The sequence below is a fragment of the Acinetobacter pittii genome (assembly GCF_022449185.1).
GTDB classification, from domain to species: domain Bacteria; phylum Pseudomonadota; class Gammaproteobacteria; order Pseudomonadales; family Moraxellaceae; genus Acinetobacter; species Acinetobacter pittii_I.
In genome coordinates, this window is record NZ_JAKUKO010000001.1 from 425,553 (window position 1) to 448,076 (window position 22,524).

The window sequence follows — 22,524 nt, forward strand, 5'->3', positions numbered from 1 at the left end:
TTATTCATCTTCAAAAGCCTGTTGGTTTTCGATATCAATATATTCGATGTAACCACGGCCTTGAACTTCATTACCAAAATAATGACCTGTAAATATATAGCTACTCGCATAACCTCGCCCATGACCATAGCGGAATGGGCAGTCAATTTCTGCCTGAATGTTTAAGATAATTTGCTTTGCCTCATTTCTAGCGATCCAAGAAAAATATTTTGGAAGTCGCATTTTTTGCCCACTAGGTGAAACAAAGTCATCAACTTGATGTGAAATAATATCAAAGCTTACATCTGTATAAATTTCAGCTGGCTGGTCCAGATGTCTAATATGTAGGGTGTATGCAGCTGTTTGTCCTGCAATATCGGCTTTGGTAAGAAGAAGTTGGGTGGTTTCGTTTAAATTGATGATTTGATAAGTGAAAAAATCAAGTGGCAGTTTATATGCATCAGGAATAAGTTTGTTTGTAATGGAGTGAGGACCAACTGCTCGAGCATATTCGTAAGTGCAAAGTCCTTGGCTTTCAATGCGTTCTGCTTGATAGTTTAAAAAACCTTTAAACTTTGCCAATAAACTAAAGTGATCATAGATTGGTGTTTTTATAAACCATGAAACATGTGAAGTAATATTGATATCAAAGTCGAAATCAAATCCATCATAATGACCATTAATGTGAATTTGAGGGAATTTACCTTGAATTGAAATTTCTTGACCTAGTTCTATTAAGCTCCCATCTTTATTAATTTTTGTATCTTCGGGAATGACATAGGCCTTCAATAAAGCTTGTTCCAGAGCAGCTGTGCTTGAAAAGAATGTAGCTGTTTTTCTAGGATTTCCAGTGATGATGTCATCATGGTCAAAAGCAAGTGCACCTGGTGTACCGATTAAAATCATAATATTTAAGTAATGATGCTGCTCTGGTAAAAGTGGGAAAAAGATACCGTAATGTGTCCAGCTATAATATTTTTCGTCAACTCGTGGACGGATGATATGGGCTTGAGTAAAAGGAAGAGTTGAATATTTTTTTGCTTTGTCTAAAACACCTTGTGCAAGTAATAAACTTTTACCAAGCGCTTTACTTGTTGTAGAAATTTTTGGCAATTGCTTTTTCATATATAAACCTAAAGAAGGGCATCTTTGTTTTAGGTTATGAAAAACAACTGCCAAAGCTAAGCGGTTTATAGGCCAAAGCTAAGGCTTTGCGGGACATTTTATTTAATTGTTAGACAAATCTTTTAATGCGTTTAAACCAATCCAATGCTTAGAAAACTGATAAGCAGCTCGACCAGAGCGCTGACCCCGCATCTGACACCAACGTAAACTTTCAGCACGAACCTCATCATTGAAAGGCATGTTTGCTTTATCAAGATAATGCTCAACGATTTCCAAATATAGATTTTGATCCATTGGATAAAAAGATAACCATAAACCAAACCGATCTGACAAAGAGATCTTTTCTTCAATCGCTTCTTGTGGATGTAGTTCAGTATATTGGGGAACGTCCACCTTAGTTACAGGTGTATTTTCATGCATGAATTCTGGTAACAGGTGGCGACGGTTACTTGTTGCATAAATAATGAAATTGCTTGAACCTGATTGTAATGAACCATCCAATACACTTTTTAAACTACGGTAATTTTCATCTTCGGCATTAAAAGCCAAGTCATCACAATAGACGATGTATTTTTCAGGACGATTTTGAATGAGTTTTTGAATTTTAGGTAAGTCTGATAAATCATCACGTTCAATTTCAATTAAACGTAATCCCTGAGGGGCATACTCAGTGAGTAAAGCACGAACAATAGATGATTTTCCTGTACCACGCGAGCCTGTTAACAGCACATCATTTGCTGGTAGGCCATTTAAAAATTGCAAAGTATTTTGAATAATTTTTTCTTTTTGACGCTCAATGCCTTTTAAGTCATCAAGATAAATATTTTTTGGCTTATAGATGGCATTAAGTTGCTGATTTTCCCATCTAAAAGCAGGTGCAGTAAAATCTGTTTCTTGTCGAGGCTCAGGCAAGACTTGCTGTAACTGATTTAATACAAGTGATAATGTTTGAACTAAATTGTCCGGTAAATCAATGGTAGCCATGGTAAGTCAATCATGTTAAACAGTGTTTGATAGGATACTAACACCGAAATTAATAGGCTGACAAAAAACTTATTGCCTATACACTTTATCGGTTTTGCAATTGATTGAAATGTTCAGACCGAGCATAGTGTTGTGATGTCTATTCAGTAAAATCATCTGTGAAGATGAGGACGAAATATGTTTGAAAAAATACGAAGTGATATGAATCCACATCAGGCTTACCGTATCAAAAAATTACAACGTCAATTAGACATGGCTGAATCTTATGAGGAATGGAAGTCTTTTGCATTAAAACTAGATGAAGAAACAGGTGTGCAAGAGTGGAAGTTTGATAATAGTTCACCTTACTTCGATGCCGAACTCATTTCTTATCGATACACTTTGCTCAAAAGATATCGTCAGCAACATCGCACATTAGACCTCATCTATTTACTTAAAGAGGGTCTAACCTACGATATTGCAAATATTGGTCATCCAATGCTTTTTGCTGCAACACATGTCGGTACAAAAAAGTTAATTGAAGACTATATTGAAGAAGTTAGCCAAAGCTTGGCTTATATCGCTTCAAGTGAATGTATTACGTTTCAAAGAAAAGAAAAAATAGAGTTTTTTGAAAACTGTGAAAAGGCGTATGGACAACCTGCACTTATGTTTTCGGGCGGCGCAACTTTAGGACTTTTTCATACGGGAGTATGTAAGGCTTTAATTGAACAAGACTTAATGCCTAAAGTGCTCTCTGGCTCAAGTGCAGGGGCAATTATGACAGGTATGCTTGGAACCTCTGCTAGTGAAGATATCCAAAACTTATTAAATGGTGAGCAATTTTTTAGTGATGCTTTTCATTTTAGGAAATTCCGTGAACTCATTAAAGGCAATGGTGGAATTGCCGATGTTCAGTATTTGAAAAAATTCCTCATTGAGAATTTAGGCGATCTTACGTTTGAAGAGGCTTTTAAAAAATCAGGTTTAAATATTAATGTGGCTGTAGCGCCGTATGATGCAACAGAAAACCCAAGAATTATGAACGCCATTATGACACCGAATGTTTTGGTGTGGAGTGCTGTATTGGCTTCATGTGCTGTGCCAATTTTATTCCCACCGGTGCGTTTAACCAGTAAACGTTATGACGGTGAACATACACCTTATATGGCAAATACAAAGTGGGTAGATGGAAGTGTAAGAAGTGATTTCCCGCAAGAAAGAATGGCGCGGCTTTATAATTTAAACTACACCATTGCGAGTCAGGTTAACCCACATATTGTTCCATTTATGCAAAATGATGCGGATCGCTTCCGTAAAGACGTTTTAAGCTGGCCTGAAAGGATTCTAAGACGCCAAGGTAAAGTACTATCAATGGGTATCATGGATTTTACGCGTCAACGACTTGGTTCTATTTCTCCCGTCAGAAGATTGTTGGATCATGGATATGGCGTAATGGGACAGCGTTATTATGGTGATGTAAATATCATTGCTAAATATAGCCTAAGTCACTATACCTATACTTTGCAAAACCCGCGTCCGCATCTGTTTAAACGTTTGCAAAGAGAAGGGGAACATGCAACTTGGCCAAAAATTTCTTCAATTGAAACCCATGCTCGTATTGGTAAGACGATTCAGCATTGTTTAGAAGTTTTGCGCTTTGAAGAAAAGAAACAACAGCCTGAGTCTTACTATGCTGAAGCATGATTTTGCTTCGCATATAGAAAACTTAACATGTGTAACAAAGCCAACAAGTGCAGCGTTAGGGCGGTGTTTATGGACATGTACCATAGATACCGAAAATTACTGGTTAAAATATCATTTGCCTGAAACCCATGCTCAAAGTGAGCAAGATTTCATGCATGAGCAATTATTTTACGAAGAAATTCACTTTAAAAAACCTGCATGGCTTTTACCTTATAAATTGATTGAGGGCAGTTTAATTCCTCAGCTAGATCATTCTTTGGGTAAGGTTTTAATTTTACCTAATAGTGACGTGTGGTTCGGTTCATTGGTTCATGAAAGTGGTTTAACTGATGTATATCGTAAGATTTGGTTAGCAATAAATAAGCTTGCAGAACTTCATGAACTTGGCTGGATTCATGGAGACGTTAAGGCAGAGCATTTTAGAAAGTTTCAGCAAAAGCCTTGTTTAATTGATTTTGAGAAAACGAGACCGATCTCAAGTTGCGATACAGTCATGGATGCAACACCTCGTTATATGGCTCCTGAGCTATTTAGAGGAGGGCATAAGGGAATACAAAGTGATTTATATGCTTTTGGCATCGTTCTATATGAATGGTTGACTCAAACTCGCTTAGAAGCAAGTAGTTATCGTGATTGGGCAGTCTTACACTGTCAAAATTTAACCATTCAATTACCCACGCAGTTTTTGATTTTTTTACCCTTACTTGTAGGTTTATTACAAAAACAGCAGCAAAATCGGTTTTCAAATGCTGATGAAGCAATAAATTGCTTAAAACAGATTCAAATTGATAAAAATCATTGATCTAGTATCTGTATACAATTTACACGGTTAGTTTTTTTTAGAAAAAAAACACTTGTCACTGTCAGATCTTATCGCTAATATACACAGCCATCGGGGGCGTGGCGAAATTGGTAGACGCACTGGATTTAGGTTCCAGCGCCGCAAGGTGTAAGAGTTCGAGTCTCTTCGCCCCCACCACTTTAAGTTAATAACTTAAAGTTTGATGTAGATGTTAGGTCATCTAGATCTTGGAAGAGGATTGGTGTAATGGTAGCATGACGGTCTCCAAAACCGTTCGTCAAGGTTCGAGTCCTTGATCCTCTGCCACATTTATTTTAAATAAATGTCCCAGATGGGGGCGTGGCGAAATTGGTAGACGCACTGGATTTAGGTTCCAGCGCCGCAAGGTGTAAGAGTTCGAGTCTCTTCGCCCCCACCATAAAAGAGCAAGATTATGATCTTGCTTTTTTTGTGATTAAATCTTGAGTGTTTAATCATAAATATAGAGGATTGGTGTAATGGTAGCATGACGGTCTCCAAAACCGTTCGTCAAGGTTCGAGTCCTTGATCCTCTGCCATAAAATAAGGCTCCTAATCAGGAGTTTTTTTATTATCTAAAGTTTTTAAAAATAACTTTTCATTCGTGCTCAAGCAATTTTCTAAACAGATATTTTTATAGCTGTTGCTTTTCAATGTTTTTATCACATCATAGATTGTTTTTTAATTAAGCAATATACTGAATTTCTTAATCTTTTTATTAAGCTATTGTTTTATATTTATTTAACTTAAGTTTTGGAAATTATTTATATAAAAGCCTTGAATACAATTTTATTTCATGTATGATGCTGTTAACTAGAAAAAAGACTTGTTAGTAAATCTTCTTTTAAGTATCGTAGTTTTAGTCATAATCCTTCGTTTTTTAAGATATTAAGCTCAATTTGTTATTCTTTTTTCAAAGTTATGATAGGGTCATTATTTAATGATTCTAAAATATTAGAAATCAGTAGGATATATTATGTCTAATACAGTAAGTGGTACAGTAAAGTGGTTTAACGAAACTAAAGGTTTTGGTTTCATTCAACAAGACAACGGTCCAGATGTGTTTGCTCACTTCAAAGAAATCGCAGGTTCTGGTTTCAAAACTTTGCATGAAGGTCAACGCGTAACATTTACCGTTACTCAAGGGCAAAAAGGCCCAAATGCTGTAAATATTATTCCACAATAATATAACAGCAAGTAAAAAAAGCACTTTTTAGTGCTTTTTTTTATTTTAGCTTTTAAAGCAATTTATTGTTCTTTTAGAGCATTAGAAGCCCTCAATAGTAGGGCTTTTTATTTTCTTGTTAATATAAATCATTAGTTATTAAGCTCTTATAATTAATAATCGAACATATTTTTAAAATAAACTTTAGAATATGTGTGAAATATAAATTATTAGTAATAAAGATATGGTAGATTAAAAAATCTTTAAATAAAGAAATTTTATATTTCACGGAACTGCTAATGAACGTTCGCCTGTGTTATGCCAGTCAACGTAACGAAAAAAATGAAGATTTGTTGCAAGATTTACGTGATATTTTGACAGAAGCACGAGATTTCAATGATTTGAATCAGATCTGTGGGGTGCTCTATTATGCCGATAATGCTTTCTTTCAATGCTTGGAAGGTGAGCGAGAGGTGGTTGAACGATTATTTGAAAAAATTACAAATGATGAAAGACACCACAATGTTAAATGGTTGTGTACATATTCCATTGAACAAAACTCGTTTCAACGATGGTCAATGAAATATGTACAACGTAATACAAATATCGAATCTTTCTTTCTAAAAATGGGAGAAAGTACTTTTAATCCTATTCGTCTTGATGAGCAAAACTTAAAAGCTTTCATCAATGAATTAGTCATTGCCGAACAAACTAAAATTAACACAGTTAAGAAAGTGGGTATGGTGAATCGTGGGGTGAAACCGTTTTAGCTATTTGGCTATCACGCCAATATGGATGGTCTTGAGTTTAGGTAATATTTTAGTCATGACTAAATATACAATAACTGAACTTGCGAGCATCCATATCACTTCTAAACTTTGACTAATGACAAACATAGCCCAATAAAAAAAGCTAAATAGGGCGAGACAGAGTCCACTACCTTTAAAATACCAAGTAATAAATATTCCAAACAGTGCAGAAGAGAGAAGAAGATTAATCGTCTCGTTCATTCCTATGTAATTAAAGAAAATAATCAGTAAGCATAAAGCTAACATTGATAGTAAATATACAAATATATTTTTTGCAATAAACATTTTCTATACCCTATCTGATGATTAAAAAAGTATCTTTCCTCTGTTTCCAGAGGAAAGATAGTACATATTAGTTTTTGAGATTCTTTTTCTATTATTGAGAGTTTTTATATTAATAAAGATGACTTTATCATTTTCTCCAGATCTCTTTATTAATATTCAGCTTTCTATTTAATAGTAAAGAGTGCTTATATGTACTGAAATTAATTATAAGAAAAACAATCATTTGGGTTGTAAGCTTTGGCTTACATAATTGTGAGAGATTACCTACATTTGTATAAATAATGATCAAATTTTACAAAATTAAATTTATAAAAAAATTTGTTTAACAATGACTTAAGTAAATATATTGTTTAGACAAGCTTTACATAAATAACAAAAAGTAACATCAACTTTAGGAGGTAATTTTCTTAAAATTTATAAATATTAATAAGAGAAAATTAATCTATTTAAAAAATTTTAACATTTGATAAAATATTGTTTTATTAAGTGGTGTTTCCAATAAATAAAATTTATGTTTTGAAGGGTTTTTAATGTGATTAATAGTGAGGAAATTATATTTATATTTTTGAGTCATCTAGTAATGAGCTGCTTTTGAATTAAGACAAAAAACTACTGCAATATAAATGAAACTAGAATATCAGACTTATAAAATTTAAATTTTGGCCAGCATAGAACTGACTACACTGGCTTTACTGCTTTTGAATTAATTATTCTGAACGAGTAGCTAACCAAGTACTCACTTCTGGCCAGACCGTAGTGGGTGCTTGACTACCAGAAACTACGCCCATATGACCCCCTGGTACCACCTTAAATGTTTTGTCTTGGCTACTAATTAAATCCATGAGTGGTTTAACAGCATCAGCTGTGACAATAATATCTGTGTTGCCACCAATAGCTAACACAGAGCATTTAATATCTTTTAGATAGGCGGTAAGTTCACCAAATTTAACTACACCTTTAGACAGTTCATTATCAATCCAGAAACGGAGGATAATATCGCGCATGACACCGCCTGGATAGGCCAACATATTATCGATAAATGAGCTTGAGGTTGCATGATCGACAATAAACTCTCGGTTATCTAGATTTTTAAAAAGTTCCCAATATGTTTTCAAATTTCCAATCGGATCCGTTAACTTAAAGCCAAGCGTGTTTTGCCAGCCATGAATATGAAATGCTTCACTTGGTACATGATGGCGAATACGAAACGGCGTATGTTTGCGAACCCATTCGGCGGGTTTGGTAAGACTACCGTATAGTTTCCCCATATAACCTGCTTTGTGAGTGTCGATAGGGGACGCGAGAATAATTAGATTTTTAATATCTTTATCTTTAAACAATGCGGTATAGCAGAGCGAAAGTGCGCCGCCTAAACTCCAACCATGTAAAGAAAGCTGTTGCTGACCGCTGTGCAAGCGAACTTGCTTTAACATCTCTGGCATGAAAACTTTAATATAAGTACCGAAGTTATATTTTGCTTGGTATCGGGTTGGTACGCCCCAGTCAATTAAGTAAACATCAAACCCTTGGGTTAAAAAGAAACGTACAAAACTGCGAGTAGGGAACAGATCGTAAATGAGCATGTTCACTGCTAATGGAGGAACAATAACTAAAGGTACACGGTGTTTATGTGTAGATGAGCCAGTCTCATTTTTATAATGGCGTAAGGTAATAATTTCATGCTTATGAATTACATCAAATGGTGTTTTTCCTGATAAGGCAATTTGAGGGCCTCGGAAAAATAGATCTGATGCATTGATCAGCATGTGAGGTATTTTTTGACCAGCACGTGTCTGAAGAGATTTTTTAATAGATTGTAGCTGCGGAACGTTCTGACGAACTTTAAGCAATAAACTCATTGAATATAAAACCTATAAAGATGTTGCCCAGAGCAATAAAGAGCTGGTCTTTGAAGGATATTAAAGTGAATGATGGAGAAGTTCAGTGACCCAAAAGACAGGATTTTCTGTTTAAGATATCAAAGTGGGGTTATTTTTAATTAAGAGTGTATTTATATAAGCATATGATATTAAAATAAAAATTTATGTCTGGTCAGAATTGTACATTAAATATTCAAATTTAAATTATTCTTAATAATGGTTGAAAAATATTGGTAGAGTATTTTTGTAAAGTTTGTTTATATTTTTTTTACATATTAAAAATAAAAATATAATTATTTTACAATCCAATAGGAATGTAATCAGAAAGTAGTATATATGGAATTTACTTTTAATGCTTTTTATACGCTAATTTCGGCGGTTATTGTTTTGCTTTTAGGCCGATTTCTAGTTAATCGTATTAGTTTTTTACAGCGTTATAACATTCCTGAGCCCGTAGCAGGTGGTTTGGTTGCTGCTCTAGTTTCCTTGCTTATTCACTCTGTATGGGGGTATAGCATTGTTTTTGCTAGTGAATTACAAACCAGCTTTATGCTTGTGTTCTTTGCTTCAATTGGTTTAAGTGCCAATTTTATGAAGCTTAGACAAGGTGGGACTGCTTTAATCATCTTTTTAATTTGTGTTGCCTCCTTTATTGTTGTGCAAGATGCAGTAGGTATGAGTCTTGCGACTTTACTTGGTCTTGATCCACTCATCGGTTTAATTGCAGGTTCAATTACTTTAACAGGTGGACATGGTACAGCTGGGGCATGGGGTGAAATTTTAGAAACTCAACATGGTATTCAAGGTGCTTTAGCGTTAGGGATGGCGAGTGCTACCTTTGGTTTGATTATTGGCGGTGTGATAGGTGGCCCTTTAGCAAAATTGCTTATCAATCGTTACAGTCTTGCTCAACCAAAAACCAATGATGAAATTCATTATAGAGATACGCATGTTGAGCAACATGCAGATGACCTTGCGCCGTTTGAAAATCCTCATCAAGTTCGTTTAATTACTGCCGATAATGCAATTACTACGCTTGGTATGTTTGCAGCGTGTTTAGCATTTGCTGAATTTATGACTGGCTTTAGTAAGGGAACTTGGTTTGAATTACCAACTTTCGTTTGGGCACTCGGTGGCGGTGTAATCTTAAGAAACATTTTAGAAAGCGTGTTGAAAATTGATATTTTCGACCGTGCGATTGATGTATTTGGTAACGCATCTTTATCGCTTTATTTAGCAATGGCATTGCTTTCATTAAAGCTTTGGCAACTTGCTGACTTAGCTGGTCCGCTTGTGGTTATTTTGGGTGCTCAAACACTGACTATGGCTTTATATGCAGCATTTGTGACTTTCCGAGTAATGGGTAAAAATTACGATGCGGCAGTATTGGCAGCAGGTCATTGTGGTTTCGGTATGGGTGCAACACCAACAGCCGTGGCAAATATGCAGGCGATTACCAATATGTATGGTCCATCACATAAGGCTTTCTTGATTGTTCCGCTTTGTGGTGCATTCTTTGTCGACTTAATTAATGCGACAGTCATTCAGCTCATGTTGAAATTTATTGCCTAATATAAAAAAAGCCCGTTAGGGCTTTTTTTTATGGGTGTTTGTCCGTGAAGATTTATTCCTATTTATAGGCCCAATTTTTATTGTCGGATCATTTAAACCATTTTATTTTTAGGATGCTTTTTTCTTAAAACTAATAATCGCCCTTAAACCTCGTTTCACATAGAATAAATTGCAGATAAATAAAATGAGAAATGTATGAGCTCAGAAGCACATTCAATTAGCTTGGCTGCCCCTGTAGTTTTATTGGCAGCTGCTGTCATTGCAGTTCCTATTTTTAAACGTATTGGTTTAGGCTCAGTATTAGGTTATTTAATTGCGGGTCTAATTATTGGCCCATTCGGTTTTGCTTTTTTTCAAGATTCTGCCGCAATTTTGCATATTGCCGAGTTAGGAATTGTGATGTACCTCTTTGTGATTGGTTTGGAAATGCAACCATCACATTTGTGGAGCCTTAGACGCGAAATTTTTGGTCTTGGTACGCTACAGATTATTATTTGCGCGCTGACTTTGACTGGTGTTGGGCTTTTATTTGGTTTTACGTGGCAAGTCGCTTTTATTGGTGCGGCAGGGTTTGTCTTAACCTCGACTGCAATTGTGATGCAGCTCTTGGGTGATCGGGGGGATTTGACTCAACCCCGAGGACAAAAAATTGTAGCCATCTTACTATTTGAAGATTTACTCATTGTGCCATTGCTGGCTATTGTTGCTTTTATGGCACCGAATCATGTGGTCGAAAGCACATCGGTACGTCTAGAAAATATAGGAATTGGTTTACTCGCAATTGCGGGGCTTATTGCGGCAGGGTATTGGTTACTGAACCCATTATTTAGACTCTTGGCCGCTGCTAAAGCCCGAGAAGTCATGACTGCGGCGGCATTATTGGTTGTGTTGGGTGCGGCATTACTCATGCAAGTCAGCGGTTTGACTATGGCAATGGGTGCTTTTTTGGCGGGTGTACTTTTATCTGAATCGACCTTTAGACATCAAATTGAAGCGGATATTGAACCGTTCCGAGGAATATTACTGGGCCTGTTTTTCCTTGGGGTCGGCATGTCATTGGACTTATCGGTAGTTGCTCAGAACTGGCGACTTATTGTGAGTGGCGTAATGGCGCTGATGCTTGCCAAAGCGCTCATGATTTATATAGTCGCTCGAGTAACGAAAAGCTCTCATACTGAAGCGTTGGATCGTGCCTTACTTATGGCTCAAGGAGGTGAGTTTGCCTTTGTGCTTTTCTCGGCTGCGCTTAGTGCACAAGTTATTGATAGTACCGTTAAATCTAACTTAACTGCCATTGTTGTGCTTTCAATGGTGTTGACCCCAATTGTTGGTATTATTTTCAAACGTTTTACTCAAGCAAAAACGAAGGTTTCATTAGAAAACATCGACATTGCTAACGGGCTAAGCGGTAGTGTTTTAATGATCGGTTTTGGACGCTTTGGACAGGTTACTAGTCAATTGTTGTTAGCAAGAGGTGTCGATGTCACCATTATTGATAATAATACCGACATGATTCGAAACGCCGAAAAATTTGGTTTTAAAATTTATTATGGCGATGGCTGCCGTCTAGATATTCTGCATGCGTCTGGCGCCGCAACAGCACAAGCGATTGTGGTGTGTGTAGATAGTAAGGAAACGACCAATCGAATTGTAGAACTCGTGACCCATGAATTTCCTTTGGCAAAACTATTAGTCCGTTCATATGACCGTGAACATTCACTACATTTAGTCAAACAAAAAGTGGACTTTATGATTCGTGAAACGTTTGAATCAGCAATTAAGTTTGGCGGCGTGATTTTGCAAGAACTTGGTGTGGATGAAGATGAGGTAGAAAGAATTACCGAGGAAATTCGAGATTTAGATAATGAGCGTTTTGAAACTGAAATCGCAGCAGATGATGTAAATGCAGGAGTAGGTATGCAATATACACATACTCATCATCCAAGACCGACTGCACCATTGATTCGACCAAAACAAGAAGGGCGGATTTTAAATAAGGAAGATACCTCAGATAATGAAAGTCTCAATTAGTATAAAAATATCTGTAGAAGTTCTGTTTAGAAGAGCTTTTACGGAATGACTATAAATACTCTACGGCTGTGCCTTTGACTGGATTGTTATATAAATAAAATCGCAAATAGGAGAGGTGAAGAACTTTTTATTTTGAACTCTTAAAAATTTACTCAAGTTCCAACTGATTATCATCTTTTGTAATTTTAATTTTTAACTTTTTATATTTTCGCTTATTGGGATCTAGGGCTGAGTTCATCACTTCATCTGCAAAAGGCGGGCACTGCATCAGTTTTGCATATGCTCTATAGCCGATGCGTATTCGAGTAGGCGGGCAATCGGTTCTTTTTGAGTAGTATTCAATGAGTGAGTTCAGTTCTTGTAATAAAGTTTGCTGTTCCATCATACATACTTAACAATTAGATGACTTAAGCATAATAGACTTATTCATTTAGTGAAATATGCCTTTAAAATATGCAGCCCTATAAATTGTGATGTAGTTCTCTAAAACACATATTTTATGTATGAAGTTTGTTTAGGAGAGATTTTGGATGTTTTTTTAATCGGATTGTCATAAAGAAAGGCTAATTTAGACTCATAACAAAAATGATGAAGATTGTTGCGAACAATAAAATCAAAAGCAATTTTCACAGACGTGGTCGTGAGGTAATTAGGGCTAATTCGAAAGAGTTGGCTTTTTTGTTTTAGTGCATTTGCTTACATCAAGATGTCCTTTATTAACATTCAATTGCAAATAATCAAGTTCTAATATGGAACTTCATTTTTTTAAGTAGATAAAAATAAAGGATCTTAAAAATGCTAATCTCAAGCGATAGATTGCCAAAGAGTTTTAAGGACAAGATCAATCAAAAAGTTGCCAAACTTTCAGGCTCATTGTTGGGAGCTGTTACACCAGAGCGACAAGCAACATTGCCAAAAGAGTTTGAACTCAGTCCTCATACGCTTTATAAGCGCTTTGGTAGTACACATTACGGGGTCATGATTCCTGACTTACCTGAACCATTTCGATATTTATCTTGGGCTTCGGTATTAGGTTATGTTGGATTTACGATTACAGATACCAACTATCAAATGTCTAAAGATGGAAAAGGGGATACAGCTTCTTTGGTACATGGAACAGCATTATCGACAACGCCTGAGGCCTACAGAACATTTTCAATCAAAAATGATATCAAGTTTAACCAAACGCCGTTCGCTATTAATTTTGACAATCAGAGTGTCATGCATGAGGATGGTGACGGATTTACATTAATTACCAAAAGAGAAGATTTAGAACTAGAACTTCATTTAAAGCCTACCAAAGCTATTTCATGGTTTGCCTATAGTGCTTTTTATAAGCATTTTAGTGTCTTGATGCATTATGACGGCTATATTAAACAAAAAGGCAATAGTGAGAGTATTAAGGGGCTTTGTACGCTTGAGTCTTGGAAAGCTGTAGCGACCTCAATGCTCAAAAACAAATGGTTAGTTGAGAATATTCAACTTCCTGTAAAAGTCTTTAGCTATCAAGTTATTAATATTGACCATGAACAGCAGTTATTACTGGCTTTTATTTGCTATGAAGACCAACCCATTTTGACTTCTGTTTACTACCGTCATATTGATGGAACATCAATTCAATACAACGGAGATATACTTTTTGAAGTAACCAGTCTTCAAGAAAAACCACAGATTACACCTGATGGTTTTCCAATGAATTTACCAAATACTTTTCGCTGGGCTGCTTATCACAACAATCAAAAGGTTCTAGATATTTCAGCACAAGTAGACACTCCATATTGTTTTGGATTGGCTGCTGGTTTCGTTTCTTCATATACATGGCAAGGCGAATTCTATGATCAGCCATTAGTAGGAAGGGGCTATCTGGAATATATTGACCGAAGATAAAATCGTTTAAAACTTAGTTGTTTATCTACAGCTTCAAGCGAACTAGAAAATATCTGTTTTATAAACTCAATTTAACAATAGATTTTAATTATTTATCCTTACTTTTTAATGATCTATTTTAAAACAGATGTCATTTTGTGTGCTTGACTGAAATAGGGTTGGGCACTATCCTTTGCCTGCTGACCTACATTGTCAGCCGGCTTTGACAGGCTGATTTAGACCGCATCAGAATTATTTCTTCTGAGGAATAGTTTTGTGTGTAAGCTTCTCGTCTCCTCCCGTTGCGGTAGGACGGGAGAGGGACACCTTCGGGTGTGCTGGCGTCTAACCAGTCTGTCAACCTTCTCTCGTTCTGCCACCATAATTATTTGACAGTAATTCGGTAGAACTTCTTTAGACATGAGGAGTCCTCTATGCGTACTAATTCTTTTTCTTTATTGGCTTTTGCCAAATTCTCTCTACCCATACCGCTTAAACAGTCTTTAAAACGATGTAATCGACTTTAGGTTTCTACATCTTAAGAATCTTTACGACTAAAACATAGCAACAATAAACCAGAGATAGGCGAGCACACCATTATTGTGCAGCTTTCGCATGCCTGTATTTAGCACTCATTTTAAGAGTGACGGCATTTCTATCTCTTCTATTTACAACAAAAAATTATTTTAAGCGGTATCCATGAAAAATTTAGAAGTTTCATTTAGAACAACGCGAGCGCTTTATACAGCAGCAGATTTATTTAAACAATACGGCTTTAACAAGGTCGGAGTGGACCGAATTGTTAGTGAGGCCAAGATGACTAAAGCCACCTTTTACAACTACTTTCACTCCAAAGAAAGATTAATTGAAATGTGTTTATTAGTTCAAAAAGAACACTTAAAAGAAAAAGTGAGAGCGGTAAGTGAATCTCGTCAATATCCAGATTTGTCTCTTACGCTTAGACAAATTTACCTTTTACATGCTGACTTAAAAGGTGCGTATTATCTGTTGTTTAAAGCGATTTTTGAAATTAAACAGCTTTATCCAAATGCATACCAAACCGCAATTCGCTATAGGCAATGGCTTAAAAATGAAATTTTCTGGGTTCTGCGAGAATCTAAAAAAAGGGCTACGTATGAAGAGTCAGATATTTTTGTATTTATGATTGATGGGGCGATTTTGGGGCTTTTGACTTCAGATAGCGTTGAAGAGAAAACCAAATTGTTAGATTACTTTTTGGTGAGGGTTGCCTAAATTTATTTAACTAAAGAATCACTATAATGAGTTAGCAGGTTTAGGCTTGGTTCTTATTGCTACTAGTCTGTATTCGATATCTGTTCTAATGACTAAAAAACTAACTAACATACCGCCGTTATTAAGTGTGCTTATACAGACTTTAAGTGGGGCCATTGTTACGACTCCGTTTATATCGGTTTTTGTAAACCCACCGATAGGTCAACAATGGTTCTTTGTAATCGGGTTAGGGGTTCTACATACGGCATTTCTTTATTATTTAATGTATTCGGCAATTAAGAAAATACCTTTAAATAACATTGCGATTTTATCTTTTATTTATCCTATATCGACCATCGTAATTGATTATTTATTCTTTGATCATATGCTGACTAGTACTCAAATTTTAGGTGCAAGTTTAATTTTATTGGGTGTGCTCGGAGTAAAGTTGCATTGGAATGTTTTTGCTTTGAAAAGATTAAAATAGCAATACCAAGAGTTTTGCTTATCAACAAAGTTGCGAAAATAAGTCATTAGATATTAAATTGCAATTGAGGTGAGCAAAATGAAAAATCAGTGGATAACAGACGAAGATAGATGGCAAGCAATTGTTGATCGAAATGCGGAAGCTGATGCATATTTTGTTTATGGCGTGAAATCCTCAGGTATGTACTGTCTGCCATCAAGTACAAAAAGACTACCTAAAAAAGAAAATGTAGTGTTCTTTGAGAGTGCCGTGCAAGCCGAGAAAAATGGTTATCGAGCAACTCAAAAAATACAAAATAGACTCTCAAATGCACACGATCCAAAGCTTGTAGAAAAAATCGAGAAAGCTTGTAGATACATTGAACTACATGAAGAAAACTTGTCTCTATCAGATGTGGCTGATCATGTAGGAATGAGCGCATATCATTTTCACCGAGTTTTTAAGCAAATTACTGGCCTGACACCCAAAGGCTATGCTGATGCGCATAAAAGTAAAAAGCTAAGAGAAAACCTAGATGAAAATATCAGTGTGACTGATGCAATATTTAATGCAGGTTTTAATTCAAATAGTCAGTTCTATGAAAATTCAAATTCGCTATTAGGTATGACTGCGAAAGAATGGAAATCTGGTGGTAAGGGTGTGCGTATCTTTTTCGCCCTAGGAGCGTGTTCTTTAGGAGATATTTTAGTTGCTCAAAGCCAGAAAGGAATTTGTGCAATTTTGCTAGGCGATGATCCTGAAAAGCTTTTAAATGATTTACAAGATAAATTTCCGGAAGCCGATTTGATCGGGTGTGATGATGAGTTTGAGCAACTGATTGCGCATATTGTCGGGTTTATTGAAGCGCCACAAATCGGATTAGATTTACCTCTAGATATTCAAGGGACTGCATTTCAACAAAGAGTATGGCAAGCCTTAAAAGAAATTCCTGCGGGGCAGACAGCCAGTTATTCCGATATAGCCCAAAAAATAGGTTCACCTAAAGCCGTTCGTGCTGTGGCAGGGGCATGTGCTGCAAATATGTTAGCTGTTGCCATTCCATGTCATCGTGTCGTTCGAAATGATGGTTTTATTTCTGGTTATCGTTGGGGCGTTGAGCGTAAACGTGCATTATTAGAGAAAGAAGCAGAACTGGCACGGAACTAAAATTGTTTTAGTTGGCTGTTTTATAGAGTTAATTTTTTCAAAATAGCAAGAATCAGAGAGTCTATTTTCTTCGGGTTACTCAAAATATATCCATCAATTTAATAAAGATGGAATTGTAAGTATGAGCAGATTAAAAGACAAAGTGGCTATTATTACAGGTGCAAGTTCAGGTATAGGTTTAAGTGCCGCATCGCTATTTGTAGCGGAAGGCGCGAAAGTTATTCTGGTTGCACGCCGTGAGCGTGTTTTAAAAGAACTTTGCGATAGTTTGAATCAAGATGGCGTCGTTGCGCACTTTATTGCAGGGGATCTTAATGACCCTACAATCATGCAAAAAGCGATTGATATGGCTACGCAATATTATGGAAGGTTAGATATTGCATTTAATAATGCTGGTATGTTGGGAGAATACCAGCTTACTCACGTCACAACCGATGAAAATTGGAATCATGTTATTCAGAGCAATTTAACCAGTGCGTTTCAGTCGGCTAGAGAGCAGCTTAAAGTGATGTTAAAGCAAGGCTATGGCTCAATAGTGTTTACATCCTCTTTTGTTGGTCATCATATCGGGTTCCCTCAAATGGCGGCTTATGCTGCAAGCAAAGCAGGACTTATTGGTTTAACCAAAGTGATGGCAGCAGAGTATGCAACATCAGGCATTCGAGTAAATGCACTTTTACCTGGGGGAACAAATACTTCAATGGGCCAAGAAGCAGCACCTTCTCCAGAAGTTCTAGAGTTTATAAAAAGTATACATGCGATGAAACGTTTAGCTGAGCCTGATGAAATTGCGAAAGCAGCGCTCTTTTTAGTGAGTGATGATGCAAGCTTTATTACAGGAAGTGCTTTACTCGCTGATGGTGGAGTGACTATTTGTAAAAGCTAGATTGAGAATTAATAGATAAGTAATAAAAAAGTGAGGCTGCTAGAGCCTCACTTTTTTATTTGGAGATTTTAAACTTATTTAATTGTGTTATCTCAGCTTAAACCTTTAAATTTTGGTCTCTATTTCAATTCCACCACACAATCTGTACATATTATTCAGCAGTTTCAACAATATATTGAACAGCACCTACGGTAATTTTCATTTCAAAATTTATGATGACTTGGATAGTTTTTCGATTGATTTATATTTTAATTTACCTTAGTAATAAAAAGAGTTTTGTGTGACACAGTTAAAACTATAAATCTCAGAGTATAACTATGAAGCTTAAAGAATTAGCAGGTTGTGAGGAATGCGATACTGTCTATCGTAGAACCCCGCTTGCTTATGGAAAAAGAGCTTATTGCTTATGCTGCGGTGCTGAACTCTATCGGCACACCAAACCTTTTTCGACACTGTTGGCTTTAATCTTAACGGCGTTGATCGTATTTGTTATTGCCAATAGCTTTCCTATTGTAAAAATTGAATTGCAGGGCAATATCTCTGAAACCACCTTACTGGGTGCTGTCTGGGTGATGTTCCATTATGATCGGGCTTTTGTTGGTATTCTTATTTTAATCACCACTTTTATTGTGCCACTTTCCTATCTGTTATTACTTTCCTATGTGTTGGGCACAGTAAGTGTATTGAAGAAAAGACCCGCATTTTTGGTATTTGCCTTACGTACACTTTATTTTATGAGAGTGTGGGGAATGGTTGAGGTATTCTTAATTGGAATCTTGGTCACGCTTGTGAAGTTAATGGGAATGGTGTTGGTGATTCCCGAGATTGCGTTATGGGCATTTGCGATTTTAAGTGTATTGTTGGTCTATATTACTTCCATAAAGGTGAGTGATATATGGAACGAAATTGATAGGTCACTGCCATGAAAACGATAAAAAATGTGACCCAAACACAAAGCTTGCAGCAAGGGTCAATGCTTAAGCAATACCCTAGAGCCAAAGATCTCTCATTAATCGTGTGTCACTGCTGTGGCGTCGTAAATTTTGCTCAAAATGGAAAAAAACGACGAGATAAAAGCCATCAAGTTTTACATTGTATTCGGTGTAATAGCGTCTTGCATGCACGTAAGCCAGCGAGTTTAAACCGAACTTTTGCCTTAGTGGTGGCTGCGACCATTCTCTATATTCCAGCCAATGTACTTCCAATGACGGTGACTGACTCACTGTTGGGTAGCCAGCAAGATACCATCATGAGTGGGGTCATTTACTTTTGGCAAAGTGGAGACTATCTGGTTTCAGCGGTCATTTTCATGGCTAGTATTTTTATTCCGATGTTGAAGTTACTGATTTTGTATTTTTTATTGGTCGCGGTATATCTTCAACAATCGTCAGCTTGGAAATTTTTACCTGAGCAATGCGTTAAATTATATCGAGTTGTCGAGTTTATCGGCCGTTGGTCAATGATTGACGTATTTGTGGTGGCACTCTTAACAGCGCTCATTCAGATTCAGTCGCTTGCTACGATTTTAGCAGGGCCGGGTTCGATCGCTTTTGGTGCGGTTGTCGTGTTAACCATGTTTGCATCTTTAAGTTTTGACCCACGACTTATTTGGGATAACTTCTACGCATCTCAAAATACAAATAAACCTTCTACTTTTGCCTCAAACAAAACTAAGATTATTCAGGCAGAACACCCGCCGTTGAATAATGATTCCATTAATCCCAGTCAATAAAAGAACAATGAGTATGTCTGAAAATGAAATAACCCCTGGTAACTCAGATCATCGTGATCCAGATGTTGAACTGGATAGCATGAATGATTTACCAGAACCCCAAGAAAAGAAAAGTCGGTGGAAGCCTCTTTTAATTTGGCTCATTCCATTGATTGCTCTTTTAATCGCGCTTTCATTAGCGATAAAAGCGCTCTTGTCTCATGGCCCGACCATTGACGTATCTTTTAGGACGGCTGAGGGATTGGTCGCAGGTAAAACAACGGTCCGTTATAAACAGGTGGATATTGGTGTAGTACGGCAGATTGATCTTTCAGAGGACCGTTCACACGTGATTGCCAGAATCGATTTGCGTAAAGATGCGAGTAACTTTGCCGCAAAAGATTCACGATTTTGGGTTGTGCGACCACGGATTGGGACGAGTGGGGTTTCAGGAATAGACACATTATTGTCAGGTTCATATATTGAAGTGGATGGTGGTAAGTCGGAAGAGAAAAAGCTCGAATTTACTGGCTTAGAGGTACCTCCAGTGATTACTTCCGATGTACCGGGCAAAGAATTTTTCTTAAATGCAGATGACTTGGGGTCTTTAGATGTCGGTTCTCCAATTTATTATCGTCGAATTAATGTGGGCCAAATTACAGCCTATAAATTGTCTAACGATGGTAAAACTGTAGAGCTGCAAACTTTTATCCGTGCACCATATGACAAGTTTGTCACCACCGATGCACGTTTTTGGCAGGCAAGTGGTATTGATGTGAGCTTGAATGCTTCAGGATTTAGTTTAGATACTCAATCGCTGGCAAGTATTGTCGCAGGCGGTATTGCTTTTGGAATTCCTGAAAGCTCTCGTGCTACTACAGCGGCAAATCATAGTCGCTTTAATCTATGGGACTCGAAATCTGAGGCATTAAAAGACCCTGACGGGCAACCTCGCGGTGTGATTATGTACTTTGATCATTCATTACGTGGACTATCTGTTGGCGCGCCAATTGATTTCATGGGCATTGAAATTGGTAATGTTAAATCGATTAATGCAGAGTTTTATAACAACTATAAGCAGATGCGTATGCGTGTTGAGGCGGTTATTTATCCGTCACGCGTTGAGAATGGACAGGCACTCAATCCAAACAGCAATATTTTCAAAGATTTTGTTGAACATGGATGGCGTGCTCAAATGAGAACAGGCAACCTTCTCACGGGCCAAAACTATATTGCCCTAGATAAGTTCCCTAAAGCTAAACCAGCCACATTACAAATTTTGAGTGATGACCGTGTGGTGATTCCAACTACACCAACTGAACTGAGTGGCTTACAAGCACAAGTTTCTCAGATTGCTGACAAGTTAACCAAATTCCCGTTAGTTGAGATTGGGCAAGATGTACGTAAAACGCTCAACAATATGAACACAGCCATTGAGTCTACCGACAAACTGGTTAAACAGTTAGATGGAAAAGTTGCACCTGGTTTACAAGCAACCTTAGACGATGTTCGTAAAACTGTAAGATCGTCAGAGTCTATTTTGTCGAGTGATGCGCCGTTACAGCAAGACGTACGTAAAGCATTGCAACAAATGACACGTGCGGCTGCTTCATTACAGTTAATGGCAGACTATATTGAGCAACATCCTGAATCAATTATTCGTGGTAAAACACCAGAGACCGATGATGAAAAATAAAAACACTCTATCTTTTCAGCATCCTAAAGCAGCCAAATGGCTGCTTGGGAGTGGCCTGTTTTTAACGGCTGTTGCCATGACGGCATGTTCGAGTTCGCCAACGCCAAATTATTATACGATGTCCCCTAAAATTACTGCGGCTACAAAATCAACTGTGCAGGTGATTGAGGTATTACCTGTCGGGATTCCAGACCGATTGGACCGTGCGCCTTTGGTGCTCCAAGATAGTAGTGGTAAGTCTACGGTGTTAAATAATGAACGCTGGACATCAACCATGGGTACGCAATTACGCGATACCTTGTCGGCGGGTTTACAGCAAAAATTAGGGGCAATTGACAGTTATAGCAGTGGCCTAGCTGGAAACAATCAGCCTTTATATCGAGTTTCTACAGACTTTTCTCATTTTGATATTGTAGATAAAAGCTATATTAATATTGCGGTGTCTTGGGTAGTGAAGCGTCAAATACCGCCCACTCAATTAGAGTCAAATAATGCAAAAGTCATCACGAATGCAGGATCTCAGCTCAATTGTCGAATTGCTTTTAAGCAGCCGATTGATCAGAAAGCTAAAAAGATGGATGCGATTGTGAATGCTTCAAGTGAAGCAATGACTCAAATCATTAATACGGTTTCTTCTTCAATTGTGGCGCTAGATTCAAACAAAAAATCGGTTATTAGCAATGGTGTTTGTTCGTAAAACGCATCGTTTTTAATCAACCCCTTTATTTGTGTACAACAGATAAAGGGGTTTTATTTTTAGTTGCCTCTATAGGTTGAATAACCGTAATGGCTAAGTAGTAACGGAATATGGTAGTGATTTACGCTTCCATCGACTTTAAAAATTACAGGAACCTCGGCAAAAAAAGTTTGTTGTTTGTTCTTCTTAAACCAGTCTTCAGTTTTAAAGGTAACTTTATAAACTCCTTGCTCTAGTTTTTTATTTTCTGGATAGAGCGCAGTAATACGACCATTTGAATCGGTCACTTGCTGGTTGAGTTTAACCCACTGGTTATTGGTGTTTTTCTCTAAAACGACTTCAACCTGAGAAGAGGGTAAACCCGTTTCTAGATTTAACACGTGCACACTTAGCGGATTAGTTTGTGCAAATGTAGCCGAAGCTATAAATAACGAAGATAAAGCAATAAATGATTTAGTCATGGTGA

At 37.0% G+C, this 22,524-nt stretch carries 20 protein-coding genes, 4 tRNA genes and 1 pseudogene; 19 read left to right on the forward strand and 6 right to left on the reverse strand.

The window, feature by feature from the left end; translation table 11 throughout:
- Both MKX14_RS01960 and MKX14_RS01965 read right to left on the reverse strand, forming a co-directional pair.
- Positions 1–1,104, reverse strand: a complete 1,104-nt coding sequence (locus MKX14_RS01960) for a DUF6670 family protein (protein WP_240281618.1) — start codon at positions 1,102–1,104, stop codon at positions 1–3.
- Between the two features lie 102 nt (positions 1,105–1,206).
- On the reverse strand, positions 1,207–2,088 hold the full coding sequence (locus MKX14_RS01965) for an ATP-binding protein (protein ID WP_002115248.1): 882 nt from the start codon (positions 2,086–2,088) through the stop codon (positions 1,207–1,209).
- Between the two features lie 177 nt (positions 2,089–2,265).
- Here MKX14_RS01965 and MKX14_RS01970 point away from each other — a divergent pair, with 177 nt between their 5' ends.
- The 8 genes from MKX14_RS01970 (at position 2,266) to MKX14_RS02005 (ending at position 6,529) form a co-directional block, all read left to right on the forward strand.
- Positions 2,266–3,774: a DUF3336 domain-containing protein gene (locus tag MKX14_RS01970; protein WP_240281619.1), complete on the forward strand. Its 1,509-nt coding sequence runs from the start codon at positions 2,266–2,268 to the stop codon at positions 3,772–3,774.
- The gene (locus MKX14_RS01975) at positions 3,761–4,576 is read left to right on the forward strand and encodes a protein kinase domain-containing protein (RefSeq protein WP_240281620.1); all 816 of its coding nucleotides are present in this window, start codon (positions 3,761–3,763) and stop codon (positions 4,574–4,576) included. The genes MKX14_RS01970 and MKX14_RS01975 overlap by 14 nt, the downstream gene beginning before the upstream one ends.
- A 92-nt stretch (positions 4,577–4,668) precedes the next feature.
- A tRNA-Leu gene (locus MKX14_RS01980) sits at positions 4,669–4,753 on the forward strand.
- A 55-nt stretch (positions 4,754–4,808) separates the two neighbouring features.
- Positions 4,809–4,882, forward strand: a tRNA-Trp gene (locus MKX14_RS01985).
- A 27-nt stretch (positions 4,883–4,909) separates the two neighbouring features.
- Positions 4,910–4,994: transfer RNA gene (locus tag MKX14_RS01990), tRNA-Leu, on the forward strand.
- Between the two features lie 65 nt (positions 4,995–5,059).
- Positions 5,060–5,133: transfer RNA gene (locus tag MKX14_RS01995), tRNA-Trp, on the forward strand.
- A 437-nt stretch (positions 5,134–5,570) separates the two neighbouring features.
- Entirely contained in the window at positions 5,571–5,780 is a 210-nt protein-coding gene (cspA, locus tag MKX14_RS02000; protein ID WP_002115279.1) for a cold-shock protein, read from the forward strand.
- Positions 5,781–6,058: 278 nt separating this feature from the next.
- Positions 6,059–6,529: an AnBLUF65 family BLUF photoreceptors gene (locus MKX14_RS02005; protein WP_005073517.1), complete on the forward strand. Its 471-nt coding sequence runs from the start codon at positions 6,059–6,061 to the stop codon at positions 6,527–6,529.
- On the opposite strand, the gene MKX14_RS02010 is transcribed toward MKX14_RS02005, so the two are convergent.
- Together MKX14_RS02010 and MKX14_RS02015 are read right to left on the reverse strand one after the other, a co-directional pair.
- The gene (locus tag MKX14_RS02010; protein ID WP_005073518.1) at positions 6,530–6,853 is read right to left on the reverse strand and encodes a hypothetical protein; all 324 of its coding nucleotides are present in this window, start codon (positions 6,851–6,853) and stop codon (positions 6,530–6,532) included.
- 707 nt (positions 6,854–7,560) lie between these two features.
- Positions 7,561–8,712, reverse strand: a complete 1,152-nt coding sequence (locus tag MKX14_RS02015; protein WP_240281621.1) for an alpha/beta fold hydrolase — start codon at positions 8,710–8,712, stop codon at positions 7,561–7,563.
- A gap of 357 nt (positions 8,713–9,069) precedes the next feature.
- On the opposite strand from MKX14_RS02015, the gene gltS reads away from it, so the two are divergent.
- Positions 9,070–10,305, forward strand: coding sequence for a sodium/glutamate symporter (gene gltS, locus MKX14_RS02020; protein ID WP_046811599.1), 1,236 nt, complete (start codon positions 9,070–9,072; stop codon positions 10,303–10,305).
- A 195-nt stretch (positions 10,306–10,500) separates the two neighbouring features.
- Positions 10,501–12,336 (forward strand): monovalent cation:proton antiporter-2 (CPA2) family protein, encoded by a 1,836-nt coding sequence (gene kefBC / locus MKX14_RS02025; protein ID WP_240281622.1) that lies wholly within the window; start codon positions 10,501–10,503, stop codon positions 12,334–12,336.
- 148 nt (positions 12,337–12,484) lie between these two features.
- Here the strand turns inward: kefBC and MKX14_RS02030 are convergent, their stop codons facing one another.
- On the reverse strand, positions 12,485–12,718 hold the full coding sequence (locus tag MKX14_RS02030; protein ID WP_016806139.1) for a hypothetical protein: 234 nt from the start codon (positions 12,716–12,718) through the stop codon (positions 12,485–12,487).
- A gap of 413 nt (positions 12,719–13,131) precedes the next feature.
- Here MKX14_RS02030 and MKX14_RS02035 point away from each other — a divergent pair, with 413 nt between their 5' ends.
- The 9 genes and pseudogenes from MKX14_RS02035 to MKX14_RS02080 all read left to right on the forward strand — a co-directional run bounded on the left by MKX14_RS02035 (position 13,132) and on the right by MKX14_RS02080 (position 22,058).
- Entirely contained in the window at positions 13,132–14,223 is a 1,092-nt protein-coding gene (locus tag MKX14_RS02035; protein ID WP_133480789.1) for a DUF6670 family protein, read from the forward strand.
- A gap of 678 nt (positions 14,224–14,901) precedes the next feature.
- The gene (locus MKX14_RS02045; protein WP_240281623.1) at positions 14,902–15,456 is read left to right on the forward strand and encodes a TetR/AcrR family transcriptional regulator; all 555 of its coding nucleotides are present in this window, start codon (positions 14,902–14,904) and stop codon (positions 15,454–15,456) included.
- A gap of 25 nt (positions 15,457–15,481) precedes the next feature.
- Positions 15,482–15,922, forward strand: a pseudogene (locus MKX14_RS02050) (DMT family transporter); the annotation flags it as partial.
- A gap of 78 nt (positions 15,923–16,000) precedes the next feature.
- Positions 16,001–17,068 carry a bifunctional DNA-binding transcriptional regulator/O6-methylguanine-DNA methyltransferase Ada gene (ada, locus tag MKX14_RS02055; RefSeq protein WP_240281624.1) on the forward strand — a complete coding sequence of 356 codons (1,068 nt, stop codon included), beginning with the start codon at positions 16,001–16,003 and terminating at the stop codon, positions 17,066–17,068.
- Between the two features lie 121 nt (positions 17,069–17,189).
- On the forward strand, positions 17,190–17,954 hold the full coding sequence (locus MKX14_RS02060) for an SDR family oxidoreductase (RefSeq protein ID WP_240281625.1): 765 nt from the start codon (positions 17,190–17,192) through the stop codon (positions 17,952–17,954).
- Positions 17,955–18,271: 317 nt separating this feature from the next.
- The gene (gene pqiA, locus MKX14_RS02065; RefSeq protein WP_108011126.1) at positions 18,272–18,880 is read left to right on the forward strand and encodes a paraquat-inducible protein A; all 609 of its coding nucleotides are present in this window, start codon (positions 18,272–18,274) and stop codon (positions 18,878–18,880) included.
- Positions 18,877–19,686 (forward strand): paraquat-inducible protein A, encoded by an 810-nt coding sequence (locus MKX14_RS02070; protein ID WP_240281626.1) that lies wholly within the window; start codon positions 18,877–18,879, stop codon positions 19,684–19,686. Before pqiA ends, MKX14_RS02070 begins: the two co-directional genes overlap by 4 nt.
- 7 nt (positions 19,687–19,693) lie before the next feature.
- The gene (gene pqiB, locus MKX14_RS02075) at positions 19,694–21,361 is read left to right on the forward strand and encodes an intermembrane transport protein PqiB (RefSeq protein WP_240281627.1); all 1,668 of its coding nucleotides are present in this window, start codon (positions 19,694–19,696) and stop codon (positions 21,359–21,361) included.
- Positions 21,351–22,058, forward strand: coding sequence for a PqiC family protein (locus MKX14_RS02080; protein ID WP_025466503.1), 708 nt, complete (start codon positions 21,351–21,353; stop codon positions 22,056–22,058). Before pqiB ends, MKX14_RS02080 begins: the two co-directional genes overlap by 11 nt.
- A gap of 59 nt (positions 22,059–22,117) precedes the next feature.
- Here MKX14_RS02080 and uraH read toward each other — a convergent pair whose 3' ends face one another.
- Positions 22,118–22,519, reverse strand: coding sequence for a hydroxyisourate hydrolase (uraH, locus tag MKX14_RS02085; RefSeq protein WP_046811591.1), 402 nt, complete (start codon positions 22,517–22,519; stop codon positions 22,118–22,120).
- Positions 22,520–22,524 lie beyond the last annotated feature (5 nt).